Origin of the sequence: Pandoraea sp. CB10b_02 (assembly GCF_002216225.1) — a bacterium.
Classification (GTDB): Bacteria; Pseudomonadota; Gammaproteobacteria; order Burkholderiales; family Burkholderiaceae; genus Pandoraea; species Pandoraea nosoerga.
In genome coordinates this window covers 52,066-70,413 of record NZ_NJGW02000019.1, presented here as the reverse complement: position 1 = coordinate 70,413, position 18,348 = coordinate 52,066, and the positions used below count along the sequence as shown (strand labels likewise).

At 66.8% G+C, this 18,348-nt stretch carries 15 protein-coding genes; 6 read left to right on the top strand and 9 right to left on the bottom strand.

Annotation, left to right across the window (positions count from 1 at the left end; translation table 11 throughout):
* The first annotated feature begins 142 nt into the window (after positions 1-142).
* On the top strand, positions 143-1,144 hold the full coding sequence (locus CDN36_RS17880; RefSeq protein ID WP_150553743.1) for an LLM class flavin-dependent oxidoreductase: 1,002 nt from the start codon (positions 143-145) through the stop codon (positions 1,142-1,144).
* 89 nt (positions 1,145-1,233) lie between these two features.
* On the opposite strand, the gene CDN36_RS17875 is transcribed toward CDN36_RS17880, so the two are convergent.
* The gene (locus CDN36_RS17875; RefSeq protein WP_287497472.1) at positions 1,234-2,502 is read right to left on the bottom strand and encodes an NAD(P)/FAD-dependent oxidoreductase; all 1,269 of its coding nucleotides are present in this window, start codon (positions 2,500-2,502) and stop codon (positions 1,234-1,236) included.
* Between the two features lie 161 nt (positions 2,503-2,663).
* On the bottom strand, positions 2,664-3,497 hold the full coding sequence (locus CDN36_RS17870; protein ID WP_370749694.1) for an aldo/keto reductase: 834 nt from the start codon (positions 3,495-3,497) through the stop codon (positions 2,664-2,666).
* A 446-nt stretch (positions 3,498-3,943) separates the two neighbouring features.
* On the opposite strand from CDN36_RS17870, the gene CDN36_RS17865 reads away from it, so the two are divergent.
* Positions 3,944-4,516 (top strand): cytochrome b, encoded by a 573-nt coding sequence (locus CDN36_RS17865; RefSeq protein ID WP_150553740.1) that lies wholly within the window; start codon positions 3,944-3,946, stop codon positions 4,514-4,516.
* A gap of 294 nt (positions 4,517-4,810) precedes the next feature.
* Here the strand turns inward: CDN36_RS17865 and CDN36_RS17860 are convergent, their stop codons facing one another.
* The 6 genes from CDN36_RS17860 to CDN36_RS17835 all read right to left on the bottom strand — a co-directional run bounded on the left by CDN36_RS17860 (position 4,811) and on the right by CDN36_RS17835 (position 11,993).
* Complete coding sequence (locus CDN36_RS17860; RefSeq protein WP_287497471.1) at positions 4,811-7,105, bottom strand: TonB-dependent receptor family protein; 2,295 nt, start codon at positions 7,103-7,105, stop codon at positions 4,811-4,813.
* Positions 7,106-7,451: 346 nt separating this feature from the next.
* Positions 7,452-7,958: a DUF2946 family protein gene (locus CDN36_RS17855; protein ID WP_287497470.1), complete on the bottom strand. Its 507-nt coding sequence runs from the start codon at positions 7,956-7,958 to the stop codon at positions 7,452-7,454.
* A gap of 361 nt (positions 7,959-8,319) precedes the next feature.
* Entirely contained in the window at positions 8,320-9,012 is a 693-nt protein-coding gene (locus CDN36_RS17850) for an OmpW/AlkL family protein (protein ID WP_150553738.1), read from the bottom strand.
* Between the two features lie 130 nt (positions 9,013-9,142).
* A complete protein-coding gene (locus CDN36_RS17845) occupies positions 9,143-9,772 on the bottom strand; it encodes a LutC/YkgG family protein (protein WP_287497469.1) in 630 nt (209 codons plus the stop codon).
* Complete coding sequence (locus CDN36_RS17840) at positions 9,769-11,193, bottom strand: lactate utilization protein B (protein ID WP_287497468.1); 1,425 nt, start codon at positions 11,191-11,193, stop codon at positions 9,769-9,771. Before CDN36_RS17840 ends, CDN36_RS17845 begins: the two co-directional genes overlap by 4 nt.
* Positions 11,190-11,993 carry a (Fe-S)-binding protein gene (locus tag CDN36_RS17835; RefSeq protein ID WP_287497467.1) on the bottom strand — a complete coding sequence of 268 codons (804 nt, stop codon included), beginning with the start codon at positions 11,991-11,993 and terminating at the stop codon, positions 11,190-11,192. The genes CDN36_RS17840 and CDN36_RS17835 overlap by 4 nt, the downstream gene beginning before the upstream one ends.
* A 355-nt stretch (positions 11,994-12,348) precedes the next feature.
* On the opposite strand from CDN36_RS17835, the gene CDN36_RS17830 reads away from it, so the two are divergent.
* From CDN36_RS17830 to CDN36_RS17815, 4 genes are all read left to right on the top strand, one after another.
* The gene (locus CDN36_RS17830) at positions 12,349-13,065 is read left to right on the top strand and encodes a FadR/GntR family transcriptional regulator (protein WP_287497466.1); all 717 of its coding nucleotides are present in this window, start codon (positions 12,349-12,351) and stop codon (positions 13,063-13,065) included.
* A gap of 95 nt (positions 13,066-13,160) precedes the next feature.
* Complete coding sequence (locus tag CDN36_RS17825; RefSeq protein WP_502920384.1) at positions 13,161-15,719, top strand: penicillin-binding protein 1A; 2,559 nt, start codon at positions 13,161-13,163, stop codon at positions 15,717-15,719.
* 108 nt (positions 15,720-15,827) lie between these two features.
* Entirely contained in the window at positions 15,828-16,334 is a 507-nt protein-coding gene (locus CDN36_RS17820) for a GNAT family N-acetyltransferase (RefSeq protein ID WP_287497465.1), read from the top strand.
* A gap of 157 nt (positions 16,335-16,491) precedes the next feature.
* Positions 16,492-17,346 (top strand): class I SAM-dependent methyltransferase, encoded by an 855-nt coding sequence (locus tag CDN36_RS17815; RefSeq protein ID WP_287497464.1) that lies wholly within the window; start codon positions 16,492-16,494, stop codon positions 17,344-17,346.
* Position 17,347: 1 nt separating this feature from the next.
* Here CDN36_RS17815 and CDN36_RS17810 read toward each other — a convergent pair whose 3' ends face one another.
* A complete protein-coding gene (locus CDN36_RS17810; RefSeq protein ID WP_150553731.1) occupies positions 17,348-18,055 on the bottom strand; it encodes a glutathione binding-like protein in 708 nt (235 codons plus the stop codon).
* Positions 18,056-18,348: the final 293 nt, after the last annotated feature.

The window sequence follows — 18,348 nt, the reverse complement described above, 5'->3', positions numbered from 1 at the left end:
TGCCTACTGGGGATTTGGCACCTTCGTCACTATACTTTCTGCCGGTAGTGCGCGTCACCCCGGGAGCGTGATCGCCCCGCGCGAGGACATGGCGCGGCCGGGCGATGGCCCTGCCAGTATGCGCACGTAAATGGAGAATCCCATGAGCAGTCTGTCGAAAACGGCCCTCTCGATGCTGGACCTGGTGCCTGTACGCGCCGGTGGCACGGTAGCCGAAGCCCTCAAACAGTCCACGGAACTCGCCCAACACGTCGAGCGTCTCGGGTTCACGCGGTTCTGGCTGGCCGAACATCACAACATGGATGGCATTGCGAGTTCGGCGACGGCGTTGCTGATCGGCCACGTCGCGGGCAAGACGTCGCGAATTCGCGTCGGCTCGGGTGGCGTGATGCTGCCGAACCACCCTCCGCTGGTCGTTGCCGAAAACTTCGGTACGCTCGCGGCGCTGTATCCGGGGCGCATCGACCTAGGGTTGGGCCGTGCACCGGGCGCCGATCAGGCGACGATGCGCGCGCTGCGCCGCGATCGTCTGTCCGATGGGGACGATTTTCCGGAGCAGGTCGCGGAGTTGCGTGCGTTGCTGGCGCCGGCGCAGCCTGGGCAGCGCCTGGTGGCGACGCCCGGCGCGGGCAGCGACATTCCCGTGTGGCTGCTCGGTTCATCGCTTTTCTCGGCGCAACTGGCCGCGCATCTGGGTCTGCCCTACGCGTTCGCATCGCATTTCGCGCCGCGGTTCATGTTCGATGCGATTCGTCTTTATCGCGACCTTTTCCGTCCGTCCGCCGTCCTCGACAAGCCTTACGTCATGATTGGCGTGCCGGTCGTTGCAGCACCGACCGACGAAGAGGCCGCTTATCTCGCGACTTCGGCACAGCAGAAGATCCTTGCGCTGATGCGCGGCCAGAGCCTGAAGCTGCAACCGCCGGTGCACGACATGGACGAGCGCTGGGACCCGGCCGAGCAGCACTCCGTGGAGGCGTTCCTCGGCGTGGCGGTCGTTGGCGGTCCGCAGCGCGTGCAGGACGGACTGTCGCACCTGGTCGAGCGCACGCGGGCGGACGAGCTGATGCTCGTTACCGACGTCTACGACCCTGCGCTTCGCCTGCGCTCATGCGACATCGTGGCGAGCGTGTGGAAGGCGTAATGCGTAATGCGTCGCTGACGGGCGGCGCGTGGCGTAGCGTGACCCGATGTGGCCCGATGTGGCGTGGCGCCGCGCGCCGCCGTCTCGGCTCAGCGGAAGCGGCCGATGGAGAACGGCGACAGGTCGATCGTCGGTCGCTCGCCGCTTACCAGCGCCGCAATCGTGCGGCCCGTCGATGCGGCGGCGGTCAGACCCACGTGCCCGTGGCCGAACGCATAGAACGCGTTCGGTACCTTGGAGGCCGCGCCCAGCACCGGCAGCGAGTCGGGCGTGCTCGGGCGGAAGCCTTGCCACCGCGCGCCGTCCACCGACGCCGTCGACTTCGCGCCCGGCGCTGCGCCGGGGAACATCTGGTGCAACTGGCGCAGTAGCAGGTCCGCGCGACGCCAGTTCGGCGGCGCCTGCAAGCCTGCGAGCTCGACCGTGCCGGCGCCGCGAAGGCGTCCGTTCATCGGGGTGGCGAACAGCTTGCCCTCGGCCCACATCACTGGCCGCGACGGCATTTCCTCCGGCGCAGGAATTTCAACGTGGTAACCGCGTTCGGTGTCGAAAACGATTCGGTCACCCAATTGGCGCGCGAACGGCGCCGACCAGGCGCCGGCGGCCACGACGACTGCGCTCGCGACTTCGCGTCCCCGATCGGTATGCACGGCAACCGCGCGCGCGTCGTTCGTCTCGATGGCCACGGCGGAGCCGTCGACCACGCGCCCGCCGCGGGCCGTCACCTGCGCTGTCAGCCGGGCGAGCAACGCGCCCGGATCGAGCGTATGTCCCGTCTCGCTGATGTAGCGTGCACCGACGAAGTCGCGGGATAACGTCGGCTCGAACTCGCGCAGCGCGGCAGCGTCCAGCGTCTCGATCAGCACGCCGTTCTCGCGCCGCAGCGCCATGCCGCCTTCGTCGCCCCGCATGCCGCTTTCCGTCGAATACGCAATGAGATAACCGCGACGCGTGACGAGGTCGTTTGCGTTGGCGTCGTCGAGCAAGGGCTGATAGGCCTCGAGCGCCGGGCAGAGGAGCGCGCGCAATGCACGTGCCTGTGCCGCGACCCGATCGGGCTGACTCGCCGCAATGAACCGCAGCAGCCAGGGCATCATGCGCGGCAGATAACGCCAGCGCAGCACCAGCGGACCATCGGGCTGCATCAGCCAGCCCGGCACCTGCCAGAGCACGCCGGGCATGGCGATCGGAACGACAGAGGATCCGTTGATGCACCCGGCATTGCCGAGCGACGCCGCTTGGCGCGCAGACTGCCGATCGACGATGACAACGGTGTGCCCGGCACGCTGAAGATATGCGGCGGTACACACGCCGACCAAACCGCCCCCGATGACGACGACGGGACGCGAATCGTTCATGAAGCCGTCCTGCGAAAAACGAAAACGCTAAGTGTACTGCGTCGGCCGCGTTAGCCCGAGGGACGGTCAAAAATGGCGGATGCGAAAAACGGGGTCGTGAAAATTGATTCGCTAAATTGATTCGCTATCCTCCCTGTATGCGAGACGGGCCGGCGATGCGCTCAGATCATCTCCAGCGGGCGCTTGCGCGACGGTGGCTCGAAGTGATGGTCGAGCATGGCCAGCTCTTCGGCGCTCAAGGTAATGTCGAGCGCCGCGCGATTGGCCCGCACATGGTCCTCGGAGCCAGCCTTCGGGATCGCGATGACGCGCTGGCGGTTCAGCACCCAGGCGAGAGCGATCTGCAACGGGGCGACGTTTCGTGCCTGTGCGATGTCGCCGAGCACGCCTTTCGTGGGCAGCCGCCCCTGCTCGATGGGCGAGTAGGCCATCATGGGTAGTCCGTGCCGGGCGAGCCAGGGGACGAGGTCGTATTCCGGCCCGCGCCGGGACAGGTTGTAGAGCACCTGATTGGTGATGCATGCGTTGCCGCCCGCGGCGCCGAACAGCTCCTCCATGTCGTCAGTGTCGAAGTTGCTCACGCCCCAATAGCGAATCTTGCCCGCGTCGCGCAGCGTTTCGAATCCCGCGATCGTTTCCTCGAGCGGCACTGCGCCGCGCCAGTGAAGAAGATACAGGTCGAGCCGGTCCGTGCGCAGGCGCGAGAGACTACGCTCGCAGGCGTCGATCACGCCGCGGCGCGATGCATTGTGCGGGTACACCTTGCTCACGAGAAATACCTCGTCGCGAAGGCCGTCGAGCGCTTCGCCGACAAGGGTCTCGGTCGCGCCTTCGCCGTACATTTCGGCCGTGTCGACGAGCGTCATGCCGAGCGAGACGCCAAGCCGCAGCGCCGCGATCTCGCCGCGGCGGCGCTCGGGCTTCTCGCCCATCATCCACGTGCCCTGACCGAGCACCGGTACTGATTCGCCGCCGGGTAGAGAGATGTTTCGCATCATGTGTCCTCCTCGATTTTTGCGTCCATTATCGGCCTGCACGTCGAACTCTGACCAGTGCAGTGAGGGCTTGGCGCAACACTTCGCGGTGTCGTCCTATCTTTTGGGTCGGATTCGTCCTGGCCATGGCCCGGACATCTCCGCTATTGCGTTCGGTCGTCGATTCTCTCGGATAGTTCACAAGCCTTTCGCCGATCCGCGAGGCTAAGCTTGCCTCACCGATGCACGCAGCGAATGTTGCTCCGCAGCGAGACGGCTCGGTGGCGGCGGTTGCTGTGTGCGTCGGGCCGGGCGCAAGCCGGCATTGGTCGACGGCTCATGTGAGGAGGAATCCAAATATCAATCGGAAACGCGGCGTAACAACTGTGACGTTTTGTGACCTTTTCGCGTAACGACCGGAAGGCGATAATGCGTCAGTCCCCGATGAAAAGAGGAGTGCCACGAAAATGGACAACGCGATCAAGTTTCGCTCGCCCGGTTCGCCGTTATCGCCCGTCGGACGCTATGCCCCGCCGGCGATCTTCTTTCACTGGGCGATCGCGCTGCTGATCGTGATCGCGTATGCGGCCGTGATCACGAAGGGCTATCTGCCGAAGGGCAGTGCTCCGCGTGCATTGTCCATGACGATTCACGAATGGGCGGGGACGTTGGCGCTGCTGCTGGCGGTGCCGCGGCTGCTGTGGCGGCTCGTCAAGGGGGCGCCGGCGGCATTGCCGGGCCAAAGCTGGATGGTGCGTGCGGGTTCGGCGGTGGTGCACCTGCTGCTGTACCTGTTCATCTTCGCCCAGCCCGTCCTCGGCTATCTCACACTCAATGCGGGTGGCCATGTGTTGACGATTCCCGGGCTCGACGTTGCGCTGCCCCAGTTCATCGCTCAGGACGACGCTGCACGCCGCGCCATCAAGGATATTCACGAGACGGTGGGCAACGCGTTCTATTGGGTCATCGGCTTGCACGCGCTGGCGGCGCTGTGGCATCACTACTTCCGCCGCGACGACACCTTGCGGCGGATGCTCTGAGCATCGGCTGGCCGGACGGCGCGCGCGACTGGCTGCATCGCGCGCGACCCACCGGCGGGCCGGCCGTGCGTCCGCAGTCCTGAGTCCCCGGTGCACCGGTCCGACCGCCGACAGATCGCGGCGCCCGCCGAGGCGCCGGCCGGAATGCCCACTGAAATGCTCACTGAAATGCCCACCGAACCCATCGCCGAAACGCCGATCGCGATCGTGGTGCAAATCAGCATGCAATCAGAACGCGAGTAGGGACGTGAGTCAAGAAGCGAGTCAGGACGCGAATCAAAATCAGAACGCAAATCAGAATGCAAATCGCAGACCGGCGAACACGCTGCGGCCATCGCCCGGATAGAACACGGCGGTGTTGGCGGTGCGCGCATCCGTCACGGTGCTGAAGTCGGTGACGTAGCGCCTGTCGGTCAGATTGCGGGCGTCGACATAGAACGTAACGCCGCGCTGCACCTGATACGACGCCTGCACGCCAAGCAACGTGTAGCCGGGTACGCGCATCGTGTTGGCGTAGTCGACGTAGGCGCCCGCGGGTACCCAGTCGAGCGACGCAGCGATCTGGAAGCGGTTCGACAACGCGTAGCCCAGCGTAGTGCGCAGGACGTTTGTCGGCACGCCGGCAATCCGGTTGCTGCCGTACTGCGGATCATCGCGGAACCGGAAATCGCTGTAGTTCCAGATCTGCGCCAGCGTTACGCGATCGCCTGTCGCTATCACGTTTTTGAACAGGTCGACGCAGGCGCCGATCTCCAGACCCTGCAGCACGGTCTTGTTCGCGTTGAACGTGGCCGCCGGGACGTCCGGTGTGGTCGTGTACTGAAGCAGTTGGTCGCGCACGAGCGAGCGGTAGGCGGTGACGTCCCACGCGAAGCGATCGAGCTTTCCGCGCGTGCCCGCCTCGATTGTCCACGCGTGCTGCGAGGCGAGCGGCACGAAGCGCGAGGTGGCGCCGAACGTCTGCGACAGGTCGGTGAAGTCGGGCACGTCGGCGCTGCGCGTAACGTCGAGGAACGCCTGCACGTCCTTGCGCGGCTCCCAGAGCAGCCCGATCTTCGGATTGACGCCGGAGTACGCCGCACTCGTCGAGCGATAGTTGGTGTCGCCCGGCATGCCACCGTAGTCGACGTACTGTCGGACGTCGCGATAGGCCTTGGCGCCGATCATCAGGCCGATCGTCGGCAGGAAGAACAGCCGGTTCTCGAAGTATGCCTCGTAGTTGTAAGCACTCTGCCGGGAGGCCAGGGTCTGGGCGCCGCGGTTGCCGTTCACGTTGACGTACTGATCGGCACGCGTGTTGCCGCCGAAGAATCGTGCGCCGACGATCAGGTCGTTGCGCATGCCCGCCAGCGTGAGGTTGGCGGTGTAGCGAGGGGCCACGCCATACGTCCAGCCGTCCTGGTCCAGTACCTGGAAGATCGGGTGGTACAGGCTTTTGTGAATGACCCAGGACGCGATGTCGAGCTGACCGGTCTCGAGGCGGATCGTGGTGAGGTTGCCAAGCCGCTCCGTGCGCGTGTTGCGCGCCTGGTCGCCGGAGATGGCCGATGCGGCGGCTTTGGTCGGGTTGTGGAGCGCGTCGGACAGCGAGAGAGTGCCGGGCAGCTTCTGGTCGACCACGTAAGCACCGAAGAAGAAGCGGGTCTCCACGCGCGGAGAGAATTTATAGCCGACGTTCGCGTTGATCTGCGCGTAGTTGCCCTTGGCGTGATCGCGATAGCCGTCCGCGCGGTTGACCGTGACGGTCGCCAGTGCGTCGAGCGGGCCGAAGATGCGCGACATCTGGGCGCTCGCCCGCACGGTGCCGAAGCTGCCGCCATCGATGCGGAACTGATTGGCGGCCTCAGCCGTGTAAGCGGTGGGCGTCACGAAGTTCAGGGCGCCGCCGAGCGTCGTCGAACCGTAGGCGAGGCCGTTGCCGCCCTTGTAGATCTCCGTCGAACGAAGGCCGAGTGGGTCGATCTGGTAGTAGTCGCCGCTGCCGTCCGCCGAGTTGGTCGGAATGCCGTCCTGAAGGATCTCGAGGCCGCGCACGTGGTAGCCGCGGGCAATGCCCGAGCCGCGAATCGACACGCGCATTTCCTGCCCGTAGCGGTTCTGCACGTAGACGCCGGGACTGTCCTTGAGCACGTCGCGCAAGTTGAAGGCGTAAGTGTCCTGATAGCTGTCTGCGTCGACGAAGCCGACGGAGCCCGCCGTCTGGAACAGCGCGGCCTTCTGGTCTTCGATGCTGGGCGAGGTGAGCGACTCGGGCGTCGCCGTCACGGTCGTGGCGGGCAGTGTCGTTGCTGCCGAGCCCGAACTCGTGGCGGCGAAGGGAGGCGCCGTGCGCGTCGCGTCGGGCACGATCGCCTGTGCGAGCGTCAACGACGCCACTGGGGTAGCGCCGGCTCCCGAGGCGCTGTCTGTCTCCGACAAGCGATTCCTGGCATGCGCCCCGGTGTGCGTGGCGGCATGGGTTGCTTCGGCGGCCACACGCATGCCGGTGGTCTCCGGGTCGGTGGTGAGCGCGTGCGCGGTGCCGCCCAGCGAAGCGAGGGCGAGTGCAATGGCCGTTTGCAACGGCTTCTGTGGCATGGAACGTGACATGAATGTCTCTCTCGCGGCCGGTGGCCGGCCGCCTGGTGATCGTAGGTGTCGAACGTGCTCGCCGCGCTCGCTCGGCCCTGCCCGGCTGACGTGGGTCAATGGGCGAGGCACGGGGCGCGGGGTGCGGGCCTGATAAGGCGACGCGTCGTCACGCTACCCGGAGCGGCATCGGTGCCACGCGCGGCGCGGGCCGCACGCGCACCGACGCGCGGCCGCCTGTGGGCCAAGCGCGTCCGTCAGACGCGATGGGCGAGTCCCGCTGCGCGTGGCATGAGCGACACGATTTGCCGCAAGGCGCGGCACGTTCGGTAAAGGCTTCCGGCATCGACCGGAAGTCGACGTGAGATCAGACCGAGAGGGCGGGCGGTGCGCGTGCGAGCGCGGCGTAGAAGCGGACGCGCGGGTAGTGCGGCACCAGCACCCGCGGGGCGGTGGAGACGCCGGGCGCAGACGCGGGCGGGAGAGAAAGGAGGTCGGTGGTGACGAGCGGCTGATGGGACCAGAGCGTGCAATAGCCGCACTTTTCCCAGTGTTGCGTCGACGCGAGCGAATGATCGCCGCCGCCGTGCTCGCTGTACTGGCCGTGCAGGCTTGCGGCCTCGGCGTTGATGGGTGGCGCCTGCGCGTCGTCGTGGCCCGAGTGCCCGTCGTGCGCGGGCTCGCGCTGCGCATCGACGCGTGGCGCGGTGGACGCGCCCAACGCGGCTTGCGCGCCTTGCACCGTGCAGTAGACCGCAAACGGGTCCCGCTGCATGGCGGCCCGCCATTGCGCAATCGCTGGCATGAGCGCTGCCAGCAGGATCGCCGTCAAGGCGATCCCGATTGCGACGCGATGCTGACGGAGCTTGCGCATGCCTGGGCCGGGTACGAATGTGAAAAATTCAGGGAACCAGGCATTGTAGGCGCTGTCGTCGCGCAGCGTAAATGACTTGCGTTCTCATGTAGGGGCTGCGCGACAATTTGCCGCATCGCCCTTTATGCCGCATCGCGTTTTAGGACAAGGCAAACGCCCCGAGGCGCCTCTGCTGCTCCCGCCGCCCCCACGGCATCAACGGCATCAACGGCATCAAGGGGACCCACGCGCCGGAAAAAAGGGGACGCCACAGACGGGCTTGCGTGGCGCCCGGCTCCCCTCGCCGGCGTACCGGATTGCCAGCGTTTCGGAACCCGGCGCTCGGCACCCGCCGAGGCGTGCGTTGATCGCGCAGCGCCGCTCAGAACTTGATGCCGAGCCCGACGCCGACGATCAGCGGATCGATGTGCAGCGTGCCGAGATCCGCGCCCGCGAGCGACGTATCGGTCTTCATCCAGATCTTCTTGATGTCGAAGTTGAAGAACACCGTCTTGGTCATCTGAATGTCGACGCCAGCCTGCAGGGCCGGACCGACGCTGTGGTTCCGGATGGAGATCGGCGTGCCGCCCGCGTTCAGATTGCTGTTCCAGAAGCGCGTGTAGTTGATGCCGGCGCCGACATACGGCCGCACCCTGCCGGCGTGATTGAAGTGGTATTGCAGCAGCAGCGTCGGCGGCAGCACGTTCACGCCGCCCAAGTGACCCAGACTCGAGGTGAGCTGATGCCGTGACATGCCGAGGATGAGTTCGATGCCGACGTTGTCGAGAACCATGTACGTGAAGTCGAGCTCCGGCACGATCGCGTTGTTCACCGTGACGCCGAGCGTCGGCAATACGCTTCCGCTCGCGTGCGAGTCCGGCATGATGCCGATCGCGCGCACGCGCGCGAGAACGTCACCGGCGTAGATGCCTTGCGAGCTGTCCTTGATGAAGCCGAATGTCTTCGGCGATTCGATGGGGGTGTCGGCGGACTGGGCTGATGCGCCGGCGCAAAAAAGCGCGGCGCCTGCGACGAGCGCGGCGGCGATGGCCTTGGCGCCGAGGGTGTGCTTCATGATGATTTCCAAAGTCGTGAGTGAGCACGGCCGATGGTAGAAGCAGCACCCGCCACGCGACTTGACGCGCGTCAAGCGTGCACGCCCCCCGGCGCGCGATGCGACAAACTGTCGCGCGCGCCGGGGCGGATCAATCGCGTGGCAGCAGCACGACCGTCAAGGACCGCACGCCCTGCGCGCCCCGAATGAGTACGCCTTCGATGTCGGCCGTCGCAGACGGCCCCGTCACGAGCACCGCATAACGCGCCTGCGCGAAGTCGGGTTTGCGGTAGATGTCTTGCAGGCCATCGACGATGTCGCGCGGATCGAGCAGCACGACAAGATGCTGTACGAGATAGCCGAGCGCGTTCACGCCATACTCGCGCTCCGAGAGCCACACCGAGCCTGTCTCCGCCACGCCGTAGCGGGCGCGCACGACGCCGACGTCGACGTCGTGCAGCGACGCCGGTGCGCGCCGCACGTCGAGCCGTTCGGCAACTGCGGCTTCTGGCGTGGCGCTCACAGGCCTAACCCCGGGGAACCGCTCGGCGAGCCATTCGCACAACTCGCGGGCGTCGCCAAGCGCCACGAGCTCGCCGCCCATCGTCGTCAGATTCGTGCCGAAGCGCTCGGTGCGATCACCGGCCGGCGTGTCGAACACGGGCAGCGGGGGCAGCGCAAACGGATCGCGGGCGCCGGGCGCCGGATGATCGTCCTCGCGCAACGCCACCCGCTGGGCGGCGCGCACGCGCACCAGGAATGCCTCGCGCGATGTGCTCATCGTGCCTCCTCGTTGTCGTCGATTGCCGACGCGGTATCGCTGGCGCGACGGTTCGCGTCGTACCAGTCACGGAACGTCTGCGTGGGAGCCTCCGGCAAGTCGCGGCCCTTGCCCCACGTGTTGAGCGGGTTGTAGAGCACGAGATTGGGCAGCCGGTGCAGCGCGGCGTTCATCGACCTGACCGATGCCCGATACAGCGCCGGGCTGGCGAGCAGCTTGCCGGCGAGCTTGATCAGGTGTCGCTTGACGCGCGGCAGCTCGCCTTCTTCGGCGACGATCTGGCGCCATTTGTACAGTTGTTCGTGGATGTTGATGCGCACCGGGCAGACGTTGCTGCAACTGCCGTTCATCGTCGAGGCGAACGGCAGCGCGCTGTAACGCTTCAGATCGGAGGCCGGATTGAGAATCGCCCCGATGGGGCCCGCATACGTGCTGCCATACGACAGGCCGCTGCTGCGCCGGTACACGGGGCAGGTGTTCATGCACGCGCCGCAGCGAATGCACTTGAGCGAATACCAGAAGTCGTCCATCGCCAGACGCGCCGAGCGGCCATTGTCGACGATGACGAAGTGCATCTCGGTCCCGGGCCGCGGCGCACGGAAATGCGACGTGTACTGTGTGATCGGCGAGCCCAGCGCGCTGCGCGAGAGCAGCCGGACGAACACGCCGAGATCGGCCATGCGGGGAATCAGCTTCTCGATGCCGATGGAGACGATGTGGACCGGCGGCACATTGGCGGACAGATCGGCGTTGCCTTCGTTGGTGCAGACGACGACGGTCCCTGTCTCGGCCACCGCGAAGTTGCAGCCCGTCATGCCGGCGCCGGCCTCGAGAAACGCCGGGCGCGTGGTCCGCCGCTGGCTCTCGGCGAGATAATGCACGTCGTCGTTCGTCGGGTCGGTGCCGAGCGTGCGGCCGAAGAGCCGGGCGACGTCGCCGCGCAGCTTGTGCACCGCCGGCACCACCACGTGCGAGGGCGGTTGCTTGTCCAACTGCTGGATGCGTTCGCCGAGATCGGTCTCCATGACCTCGATGCCGCGCGGCTCGAGATATTCGCGCAACTCGCACTCGTCGGTGAGCATCGACTTGCTCTTGACGAGCGTGCGCACGCCGTGGGCGGCGAGAATGCCGTGCACGATCGCGTTGTGGGATACCGCATCGAGCGCCCAGTGCACCTTCACGCCATTGGCTTCGGCTTGCGTCGCGAACTGCTCGAGATAGTCGCCGAGCCGCGAGAGCGTATGTTCCTTGATCTGCGAGGCGAGCGTGCGCAGCGTCTCCCATTCGTCGATGGAAGCGGCCTGCGCGTCGCGCTTCATGCGCAGGTCCCACAGACGCTTGTCGTGGAACGCGACGTGCGCCGTCTTGGCGAGAAATGCCTCGGCGTGTTTCGCATGATCGACCCGCTTGCTCGTGTTCATGCGCGCACCCCGGCATTTCCGTTCGTCGCGTGCGTCGCTGCCAGGGCCCGAGGCGCATCGAGGCGCGCGCCGTTGAGCACCTGCGCGATGTGCACGAAGCGCATCGGCATCGCGTTGCGGGCGGCGCAGCCCTTTTGATGCATGAGGCACGACATGTCGGCCGAGACGATGACTTGCGCGCCGGCCTCGAGGTGATCGCGCACCTTGTCCTGCCCCATTCTGACGGACACGGCCTGCTCGGACACGGAGAACGTGCCGCCGAAGCCGCAGCATTCGTCGGCACGGCGTGGCGCCGCGAAGCGGATGCCGCGCACGCCTTCGAGCAGCGTGCGGGCTTTCGACCATGGCTGGCCGGGAATTTCACTGGCCGAGGCCGCGTGCAGATGACGGATGGCGCTGCAACTGTCGTGAAGGCCCACCGTGTGAGGAAAGTCCGCCCAGGGGAACTTGCGGACATCGAGCACGTCGTGCAGGAACTCGGTGAGCTCGTAGGTGTTTGCCCGCACGGCGGCGATGCGCTCCGACTCGCCGGCCGCTCTCAGGTGCTTGCGGACGTGATGTACGCAACTCGACGATGGCGCGACCACGTAGTCGTACCCGGCGAAGTTCTCGACGAAGAGCGCTTCTGCGCCGGCGGCATCCGCCTCGCAGCCGTTGTTTGCCAGCGGCTGCCCGCAGCAGGTCTGTCGGCGCGGGTATTCGACACTCAGGCCGAGCTTCTCGAGCAATTCGAGCGTGGCGACGCCGACTTCGGGAAAGAGGGCGTCGATGAAACAGGGGACGAACAGCGCCACCTTCATGAGGTTTCTCCTACGGCGACGAAGTCCTCGCCGCGCGCCGCGATCCATAGCGTGCCACCCGGCACGTAGTCCTGAACCCACACTTGCACTTACGCCTCCTCGATTTGGCGGTCGATTTCTCTACGGTCTGGTGCCGTGCGCGTGGCCGCGCGTTGCGCGAGGGGCGCGGCAATTCGCGCGGACCTGTCGTCCGGCTGCCGCGATGATCGACACTCGAGAAGCGTTCGGGCAAACTGGTCGTACCAGTTGCCGCGGCATGCGCCGGGGCGGGCAAAATCACCGGACTTTCCCGGCATGGGAGACGCGCTCGCACCGGCGCATCCACCGCATACCGTCATTCGCAGGAGACGCCACCGTGAGCGGCCCCAACCTGACCGAGCGCATCACGCGCGAGCTGGAGACCCGTCTGATCGAGGGCGTCTGGTCGCCCGGCGAGCGCCTTCCGTCCGAGCGTGCACTCGCCGAATCGCTCGGCGTGGCCCGCTCGACGGTACGCACCGCGCTGCAACGCCTCGTCGCACGCGGCTTGCTCAAGACGCGCGCCGCCTCCGGGGTGTTCGTGTCGGATCGCCTGCAGACGGGGCTGATTTCGCCGTGGCGGCAGTTGGTGAGCGATCACCCGGAGCTGCGTCCGGACATGCTCGAATTTCGCCTGATGCTCGAAGGCACCACCGCGTATCTCGCCGCGGTGCGTGCGACCGACGAAGATCTGGCGCGAATGCGTGAACTGGTCGACGGTCTGGTCGACGCGCACCAGCGCGGCGATACGGTGCTCGAGTCGCGGCTCGACGGCGACTTCCACACCGCCCTTGCCAACGCGTCGCACAACGCGATGCTGCGGCATTTGCAGGGCAGCGTGGTCAAGATGCTCTACGAGCACATCTCGCTCAACAACGCAGGACTCGTGGAGCTGCGCGAGCAGGCGTCGGAGCACATCCTCGCGCAGCATCTCGCCCTGTGGGAGGCGATCCGCACGCGCCAGCCGGAAGAGGCGCGCCGCGTCATGCGTGAGCACATCGGGTTCGTGTGGCGCAAGCTGGAGCCCGATTCGCCGGTGCCCGTCGTGCCCTGACACCCCGGCAGCCCCGCCAGCCCCGCCAGCGCTGAAACGGCCGGCAAGGCCTCCCGGTTTGGTAGGATGCGGACTTTGTTACGCGTTCTCGCATCGTGAAGCGCCCGATTTCGTCGCTGTTTGCGTCACTGCTGCGCGCCGCCGCCCAGGCCGGCCGGCACGCGGTTCGACTTGCCCAACCCCTGCGCCCCTACGTGTCTCGCGCCGGGTATCACCTGCGTCATCCCACGCGCCGCGGCGTGCTCATCGCCATCGCCGCCGGGCCCTGCCTGCTGGTGGCCTACGCGCTGATCCTGATTCCTTTCACGCCGGGTATCCGCGACATCCGGCGAGCGAAAGTGGACCGTCCCGCACAGGTGCTGTCGGCCGACGGCAAACTACTCGCCGAGTTTCGTCCGTCGAACCGCGAATGGGTGCCGCTCGCGAAGGTGTCGCCCAACGTCGTCAAGGCGCTCGTTGCCACCGAAGACCATCGCTTCTACGAACACCACGGCATCGACCTGAAGCGCACGGCGTCGGCGGCGCTGCATACGTTCTCGGGCGATCGGCAAGGCGGCTCCACGCTCACGCAACAGCTCGCGCGAAACCTGTATCCGGACGAGATCGGCCGCGCGCCCACGCTCACGCGCAAGCTCAAGGAAGCGATCACCGCGTTCAAGATCGAGGCGCTCTACACCAAGCCGGAGATTCTCGAGACGTACCTGAACACCGTGCCGTTCCTGTACAACGCCTACGGCATCGAGATGGCCGCGCGAACGTACTTCGACAAGTCGGCCGATCAGCTCGACGTGGTCGAGGCGGCAACCCTCGTCGGCATGCTCAAGGGCAACAGCTACTACAACCCGGTGATCAATCCGGAGCGCGCGTTGCAGCGCCGCAATACGGTGCTCGCCCAGATGGTCAGGTTCGGGGATCTCGACGCATCCAGGCTCGCAGCGCTGCAAAAGCGTCCATTGCGCATCGATTTCGAGCGCCAGGCGGAAGAGCCCGGCCCGGCGCCGCACTTCGCGCAGCAGTTGCGCAAATGGCTCATCGGCTGGGCCGATCGCAACGATTACAACATCTACTCCGATGGCCTCGTCGTGCACACGACCCTCGATTCGCGCCTGCAGACGATGGCAACGCAGGCGCTCACGCGACAGGCGAATCAGCTCCAGGGCATCGCGGACGCCAACTGGTCCGCGCGAGGCGGCTGGCGAGACAGCGCGGCGCTCGTCCAGTCGTTCGTGCGCGAGTCGGCGGAGTACCGCAACGCTGTGGCCGGCGGCGAGGCGCCCGAGGCCGCCATGAAGCGCCTTCTGGCCGACCGGGCGTTCATGCACAGTCTGCGCGCGACGAAAACGCGCGTGCAAGCCGGCTTCCTGGCCGTCGATCCGCGCACCGGCGAGATCCGTGCGTGGGTCGGCAGCCGCGACTTCACCACCGACCCGTTCGACCATGTGCAGCAGGCGCGGCGTCAGCCCGGCTCCACGTTCAAGCCGTTCGTGTACGGCGCGGCGTTCGTGAAGGGGCGCAAGCCCGAGGACACCATCGTGGATCAGCTCGTGGAAATCCCGCTCGCGGGTGGCGAGATATGGCGTCCGAGCGACGACAGCGCGCCGACGAACCGGCCGATGACGCTGCGCGACGCGCTCGCACAGTCGCGCAATACGGTCACGGCGCAGCTCATGCAGGACGTCGGGCCATCCCGCGTCGTGGGGCTGGCGCGCGCCATGGGCGTGCGCGAGAGCAAGCTCGAGCCGGTGCCGTCGCTCGCACTCGGTACGAGCCCCGTGTCGCTCAAGGAAATGGTGGCCGCCTACGGCACGATCGCCGACGGCGGCGAGTACCGCGAGCCGACGATGGTCACGCAGATCACGAACACGGAAGGCGACGTGCTCGCGACGTTCTCGCCGGCGCGCCCGGAGCGCGCGCTGTCAGCCGACGACGACTACACGCTGCTCGACACCATGCGCGGCGTGATCGATCGCGGCACCGGCAGCGCGATCCGCACCCGCTTCGGCATTCGCGCCGACGTCGCGGGCAAGACCGGTACGACGCAGGACAACGCCGACGGCTGGTTCATCCTGATGCAGCCGCAGCTCGTGGCCGGGGCGTGGGTCGGCTTCAACGACAGCCGCATCACGCTGCGCAGCGACTACTGGGGGCAGGGCGCGCACAGCGCGCTGCCGATCGTGGGCGATGTCTTCTCGCGTGCGTTGCGCGCCAGGATCATCGACGCCAGCGCGAAGTTCGAGGCGCCGGACCACCACCACTGGTACAGCGACTGGTGGGCGCGCGCGTCGGAATGGATCAGGCAACGGTTCGCGAAGGCGCCGGCGACGGAACACAAGCCGAAGGCGCCAGTGAAGCGTCAGGCGCCGCCGCCGAGCTCGGCACCGGCGGCGGCGCTGCCCGACGCGGCAAGCGATGCCGCCCCGCTGCCCGTGCCGGTCGCGTCCGCGGTGCTGGCGCAGCCCGAATACGCGGCGCCGGCGAGCGTGCCGCACGGCACCACGATTCCCGGCGTGCCCGGCGAGTGGGATGGCCCGGGCGGAGCGCCGCCGCCCGCGTCCGCGGGGCCCTCCGCGCCGACAGTGCCGGCGAGCCCGTCGACAGCACCGCAAAACCTTGCGCTCCCTCCCGCGCCCTCGGCTTCGGCGCCCGTGCAGTGATCCACCGCCCGCCGTGCGGTGGGCGGCGCGACCTCCGGGCGCGTCGACCGCGCCCGCCGACGTCGGCAAAGTCGGTGCTTTGCGCTGTCACGGCATACAATGCCGTCCATGACCCTCCATATCCGAAGTGAAACCCCGGCCGACGTCGACGCTATCGAAGCGCTGACCGTCGCCGCTTTCCGAGATGCGCCGCATACCGCTCACACGGAGCAGTTCATCGTGAATGCACTGCGTCGCGCGGGCCAACTGACGATCTCGCTCGTTGCTCAGGAAGGCCACGACATCGTCGGTCACGTGGCCGTCTCGCCGGTGACGATCTCCGACGGGAGCGCGCGCTGGTACGGCCTCGGACCCCTCTCCGTGGCTCCGGAAAAACAAGGGCGCGGCATCGGCAGCCAACTCGTGCGCGCGTCGCTCGGCGCGCTGCGCGCGCTTGGCGCAGCAGGGTGCGTCGTGCTCGGCGAGCCAGCCTACTACGGACGTTTCGGCTTTCAGGCAGCGCCAGAGGTCACGCTGCCGGGCGCGCCCGCCGAGTACTTCCAGATCGTGCGCTTCGACGGCGCCATGCCTTCGGGCGCCGTCGCATATCACGACGCCTTCGGCGCGAGCGCGTGAAGCGGCGCGAAAACGTCCCGGCGAAAGACTTTGAAAAGTGCTTGACCTGAAGTCGACTTGAATTGGCAAACTGTGTGAGGTCAGCCGTGCCGAGCGCAGATCACGACATCATGGGGATCGCGTGGGCGCTCCCGGCGAGCACGCAACGAGGTTTGCAATGACGCATCAGGCCAATCAGGAACAATCCGCGCTATGGAACGGCCGATCGGGCAACGCCTGGATCGACAACCGTGTCGCGATAGACCGGATGTTTGCGCCGCTGGCGCGATTTCTCATCGACCGGGCGAGGGAGACGGCGCGGCGTGTGCCATCGGGCCGCTTGCTCGACGTCGGCTGCGGCACTGGCGGCGCGACGCTCGCCATCGCCGGCGCGCTGGGCGAGCGCTGGCAATGTACGGGGGTGGACATTTCGGCGCCGATGATCGCCACGGCACGTTCGCGCGCCGCGCATGCACGGGTTCCCATCGAGTTTCTGTCCGCCGACGTGCAAACGCATGACTTTCCCGCCGGGCAGTTCGATCTCGTCGTCTCGCGTCTGGGCGTGATGTTCTTCGACGATCCCGTCGCGGCTTTCGACAACCTGCGCACCGCGGCGAAGCCGGGCGCATGGCTGCACGCGCTCGCCTGGCGCAGTCCCGCCGAAAATCCGTTCATGACGACCGCCGAGCGTGCCGCCGTGCAACTGCTGCCGGCCTTGCCGCCGCGTGAGCCGGGCGCGCCCGGCCAGTTCGGCTTCGCGCAGCGCGAGCGTGTCGAAGCGATACTGACGGCGGGCGGATGGGAGGACGTCGCGCTCACGCCGGTCCAGTTCGAGTGCGCGTTCGCACGGGCCGATCTTCGCGACTACGTGTCGCGACTGGGACCGGTCGGCCAGGCGCTCGCCGGGCTTTCACCGCCGGAACGGGAGCGCGTCGCCGATGTCGTCGTGCAAGCCTTCACACCGTTCATCGAAGGCGACGAGGTGCGTTTTACCGCGGCGTGTTGGCATCTCGCGGCACGCGCCCCGGCATAACTTACGCGGGGCGCTTCGGAATATCGAGCCCGCGAACGACCGCCGGGCGCGCAACGAACGCGTCGAGCGCGCGCTGCACGTTCCTGAACTGGCTGAAGCCGACCAGCTCGCCCGCCTCGTAGAACCCGACGAGGTTGCGAATCCACGGGAACGTGGCGATATCCGCGATGGTGTACTCGTCGCCCATGATCCACTGGCGATTGGCAAGGCGTCCGTCCAGTACGGCCAGCAAGCGCTTCGCTTCATTCACGTAACGCTCGCGCGGGCGCTTGTCTTCGAACTCCTTGCCGGCGAACTTGTGGAAGAAGCCGACCTGGCCGAACATCGGTCCCACGCCGCCCATCTGGAACATTACCCATTGCAGTGTTTCGTAGCGCGCGGCCGGGTCCGAGGGCAGCAGCTTGCCTGTCTTCTCGGCCAGATACCACAGGATCGCGCCCGACTCGAACAGCGGCAGCGGCTTGCCGCCGGGGCCGTCGGGATCAAGGATCGCGGGAATCTTGTTGTTCGGGTTGAGCGAGAGGAATTCCGGCGAGAACTGGTCGTCCGTCTGAAAATTCACCAGATGCGGTTCGTAAGGCAGCCCGATTTCCTCGAGCATGATCGACACCTTCACGCCGTTGGGCGTGGGCAGCGAGTACAGTTGCAGGCGGTCGGGGTGCGCAGCGGGCCACTTGCGCGTGATCGGAAATTGGGAAAGATCGGTCATGGGGATCGACGTATTCGGTTCGAGCGGCTCGAAACGCCGCGGGACAGCCAATATAACGCCAAGCGCGCAAGCTTGCCCAACGACCCCGCGCATTCCGACGCATTCCGACGCATCCCGACGCATCCCGACGCATGCAAGCGCGTGCCGGCGCCTGCAGGCCACGCCTATGTGCCGTGCATGTGACGGCAGCGTGGGTTCGTGCATGAATCTGGCTCACGGGGACATCAAGCGTTCTTCCCTTGAACGCGCGCCGCGCACGGCATTAAATGAAAGCCTTCAGGTGCGCCGCCCCC

Bases quoted from the DNA above. Each gene is read 5' to 3' on its own strand.
- CDN36_RS17880 (WP_150553743.1), top strand. From the start codon at position 143: ATGAGCAGTCTGTCGAAAACGGCCCTCTCGATGCTGGACCTGGTGCCT.
- CDN36_RS17875 (WP_287497472.1), bottom strand. From the start codon at position 2,502: ATGAACGATTCGCGTCCCGTCGTCGTCATCGGGGGCGGTTTGGTCGGC.
- CDN36_RS17870 (WP_370749694.1), bottom strand. From the start codon at position 3,497: ATGCGAAACATCTCTCTACCCGGCGGCGAATCAGTACCGGTGCTCGGT.
- CDN36_RS17865 (WP_150553740.1), top strand. From the start codon at position 3,944: ATGGACAACGCGATCAAGTTTCGCTCGCCCGGTTCGCCGTTATCGCCC.
- CDN36_RS17860 (WP_287497471.1), bottom strand. From the start codon at position 7,105: ATGTCACGTTCCATGCCACAGAAGCCGTTGCAAACGGCCATTGCACTC.
- CDN36_RS17855 (WP_287497470.1), bottom strand. From the start codon at position 7,958: ATGCGCAAGCTCCGTCAGCATCGCGTCGCAATCGGGATCGCCTTGACG.
- CDN36_RS17850 (WP_150553738.1), bottom strand. From the start codon at position 9,012: ATGAAGCACACCCTCGGCGCCAAGGCCATCGCCGCCGCGCTCGTCGCA.
- CDN36_RS17845 (WP_287497469.1), bottom strand. From the start codon at position 9,772: ATGAGCACATCGCGCGAGGCATTCCTGGTGCGCGTGCGCGCCGCCCAG.
- CDN36_RS17840 (WP_287497468.1), bottom strand. From the start codon at position 11,193: ATGAACACGAGCAAGCGGGTCGATCATGCGAAACACGCCGAGGCATTT.
- CDN36_RS17835 (WP_287497467.1), bottom strand. From the start codon at position 11,993: ATGAAGGTGGCGCTGTTCGTCCCCTGTTTCATCGACGCCCTCTTTCCC.
- CDN36_RS17820 (WP_287497465.1), top strand. From the start codon at position 15,828: ATGACCCTCCATATCCGAAGTGAAACCCCGGCCGACGTCGACGCTATC.
- CDN36_RS17815 (WP_287497464.1), top strand. From the start codon at position 16,492: ATGACGCATCAGGCCAATCAGGAACAATCCGCGCTATGGAACGGCCGA.
- CDN36_RS17810 (WP_150553731.1), bottom strand. From the start codon at position 18,055: ATGACCGATCTTTCCCAATTTCCGATCACGCGCAAGTGGCCCGCTGCG.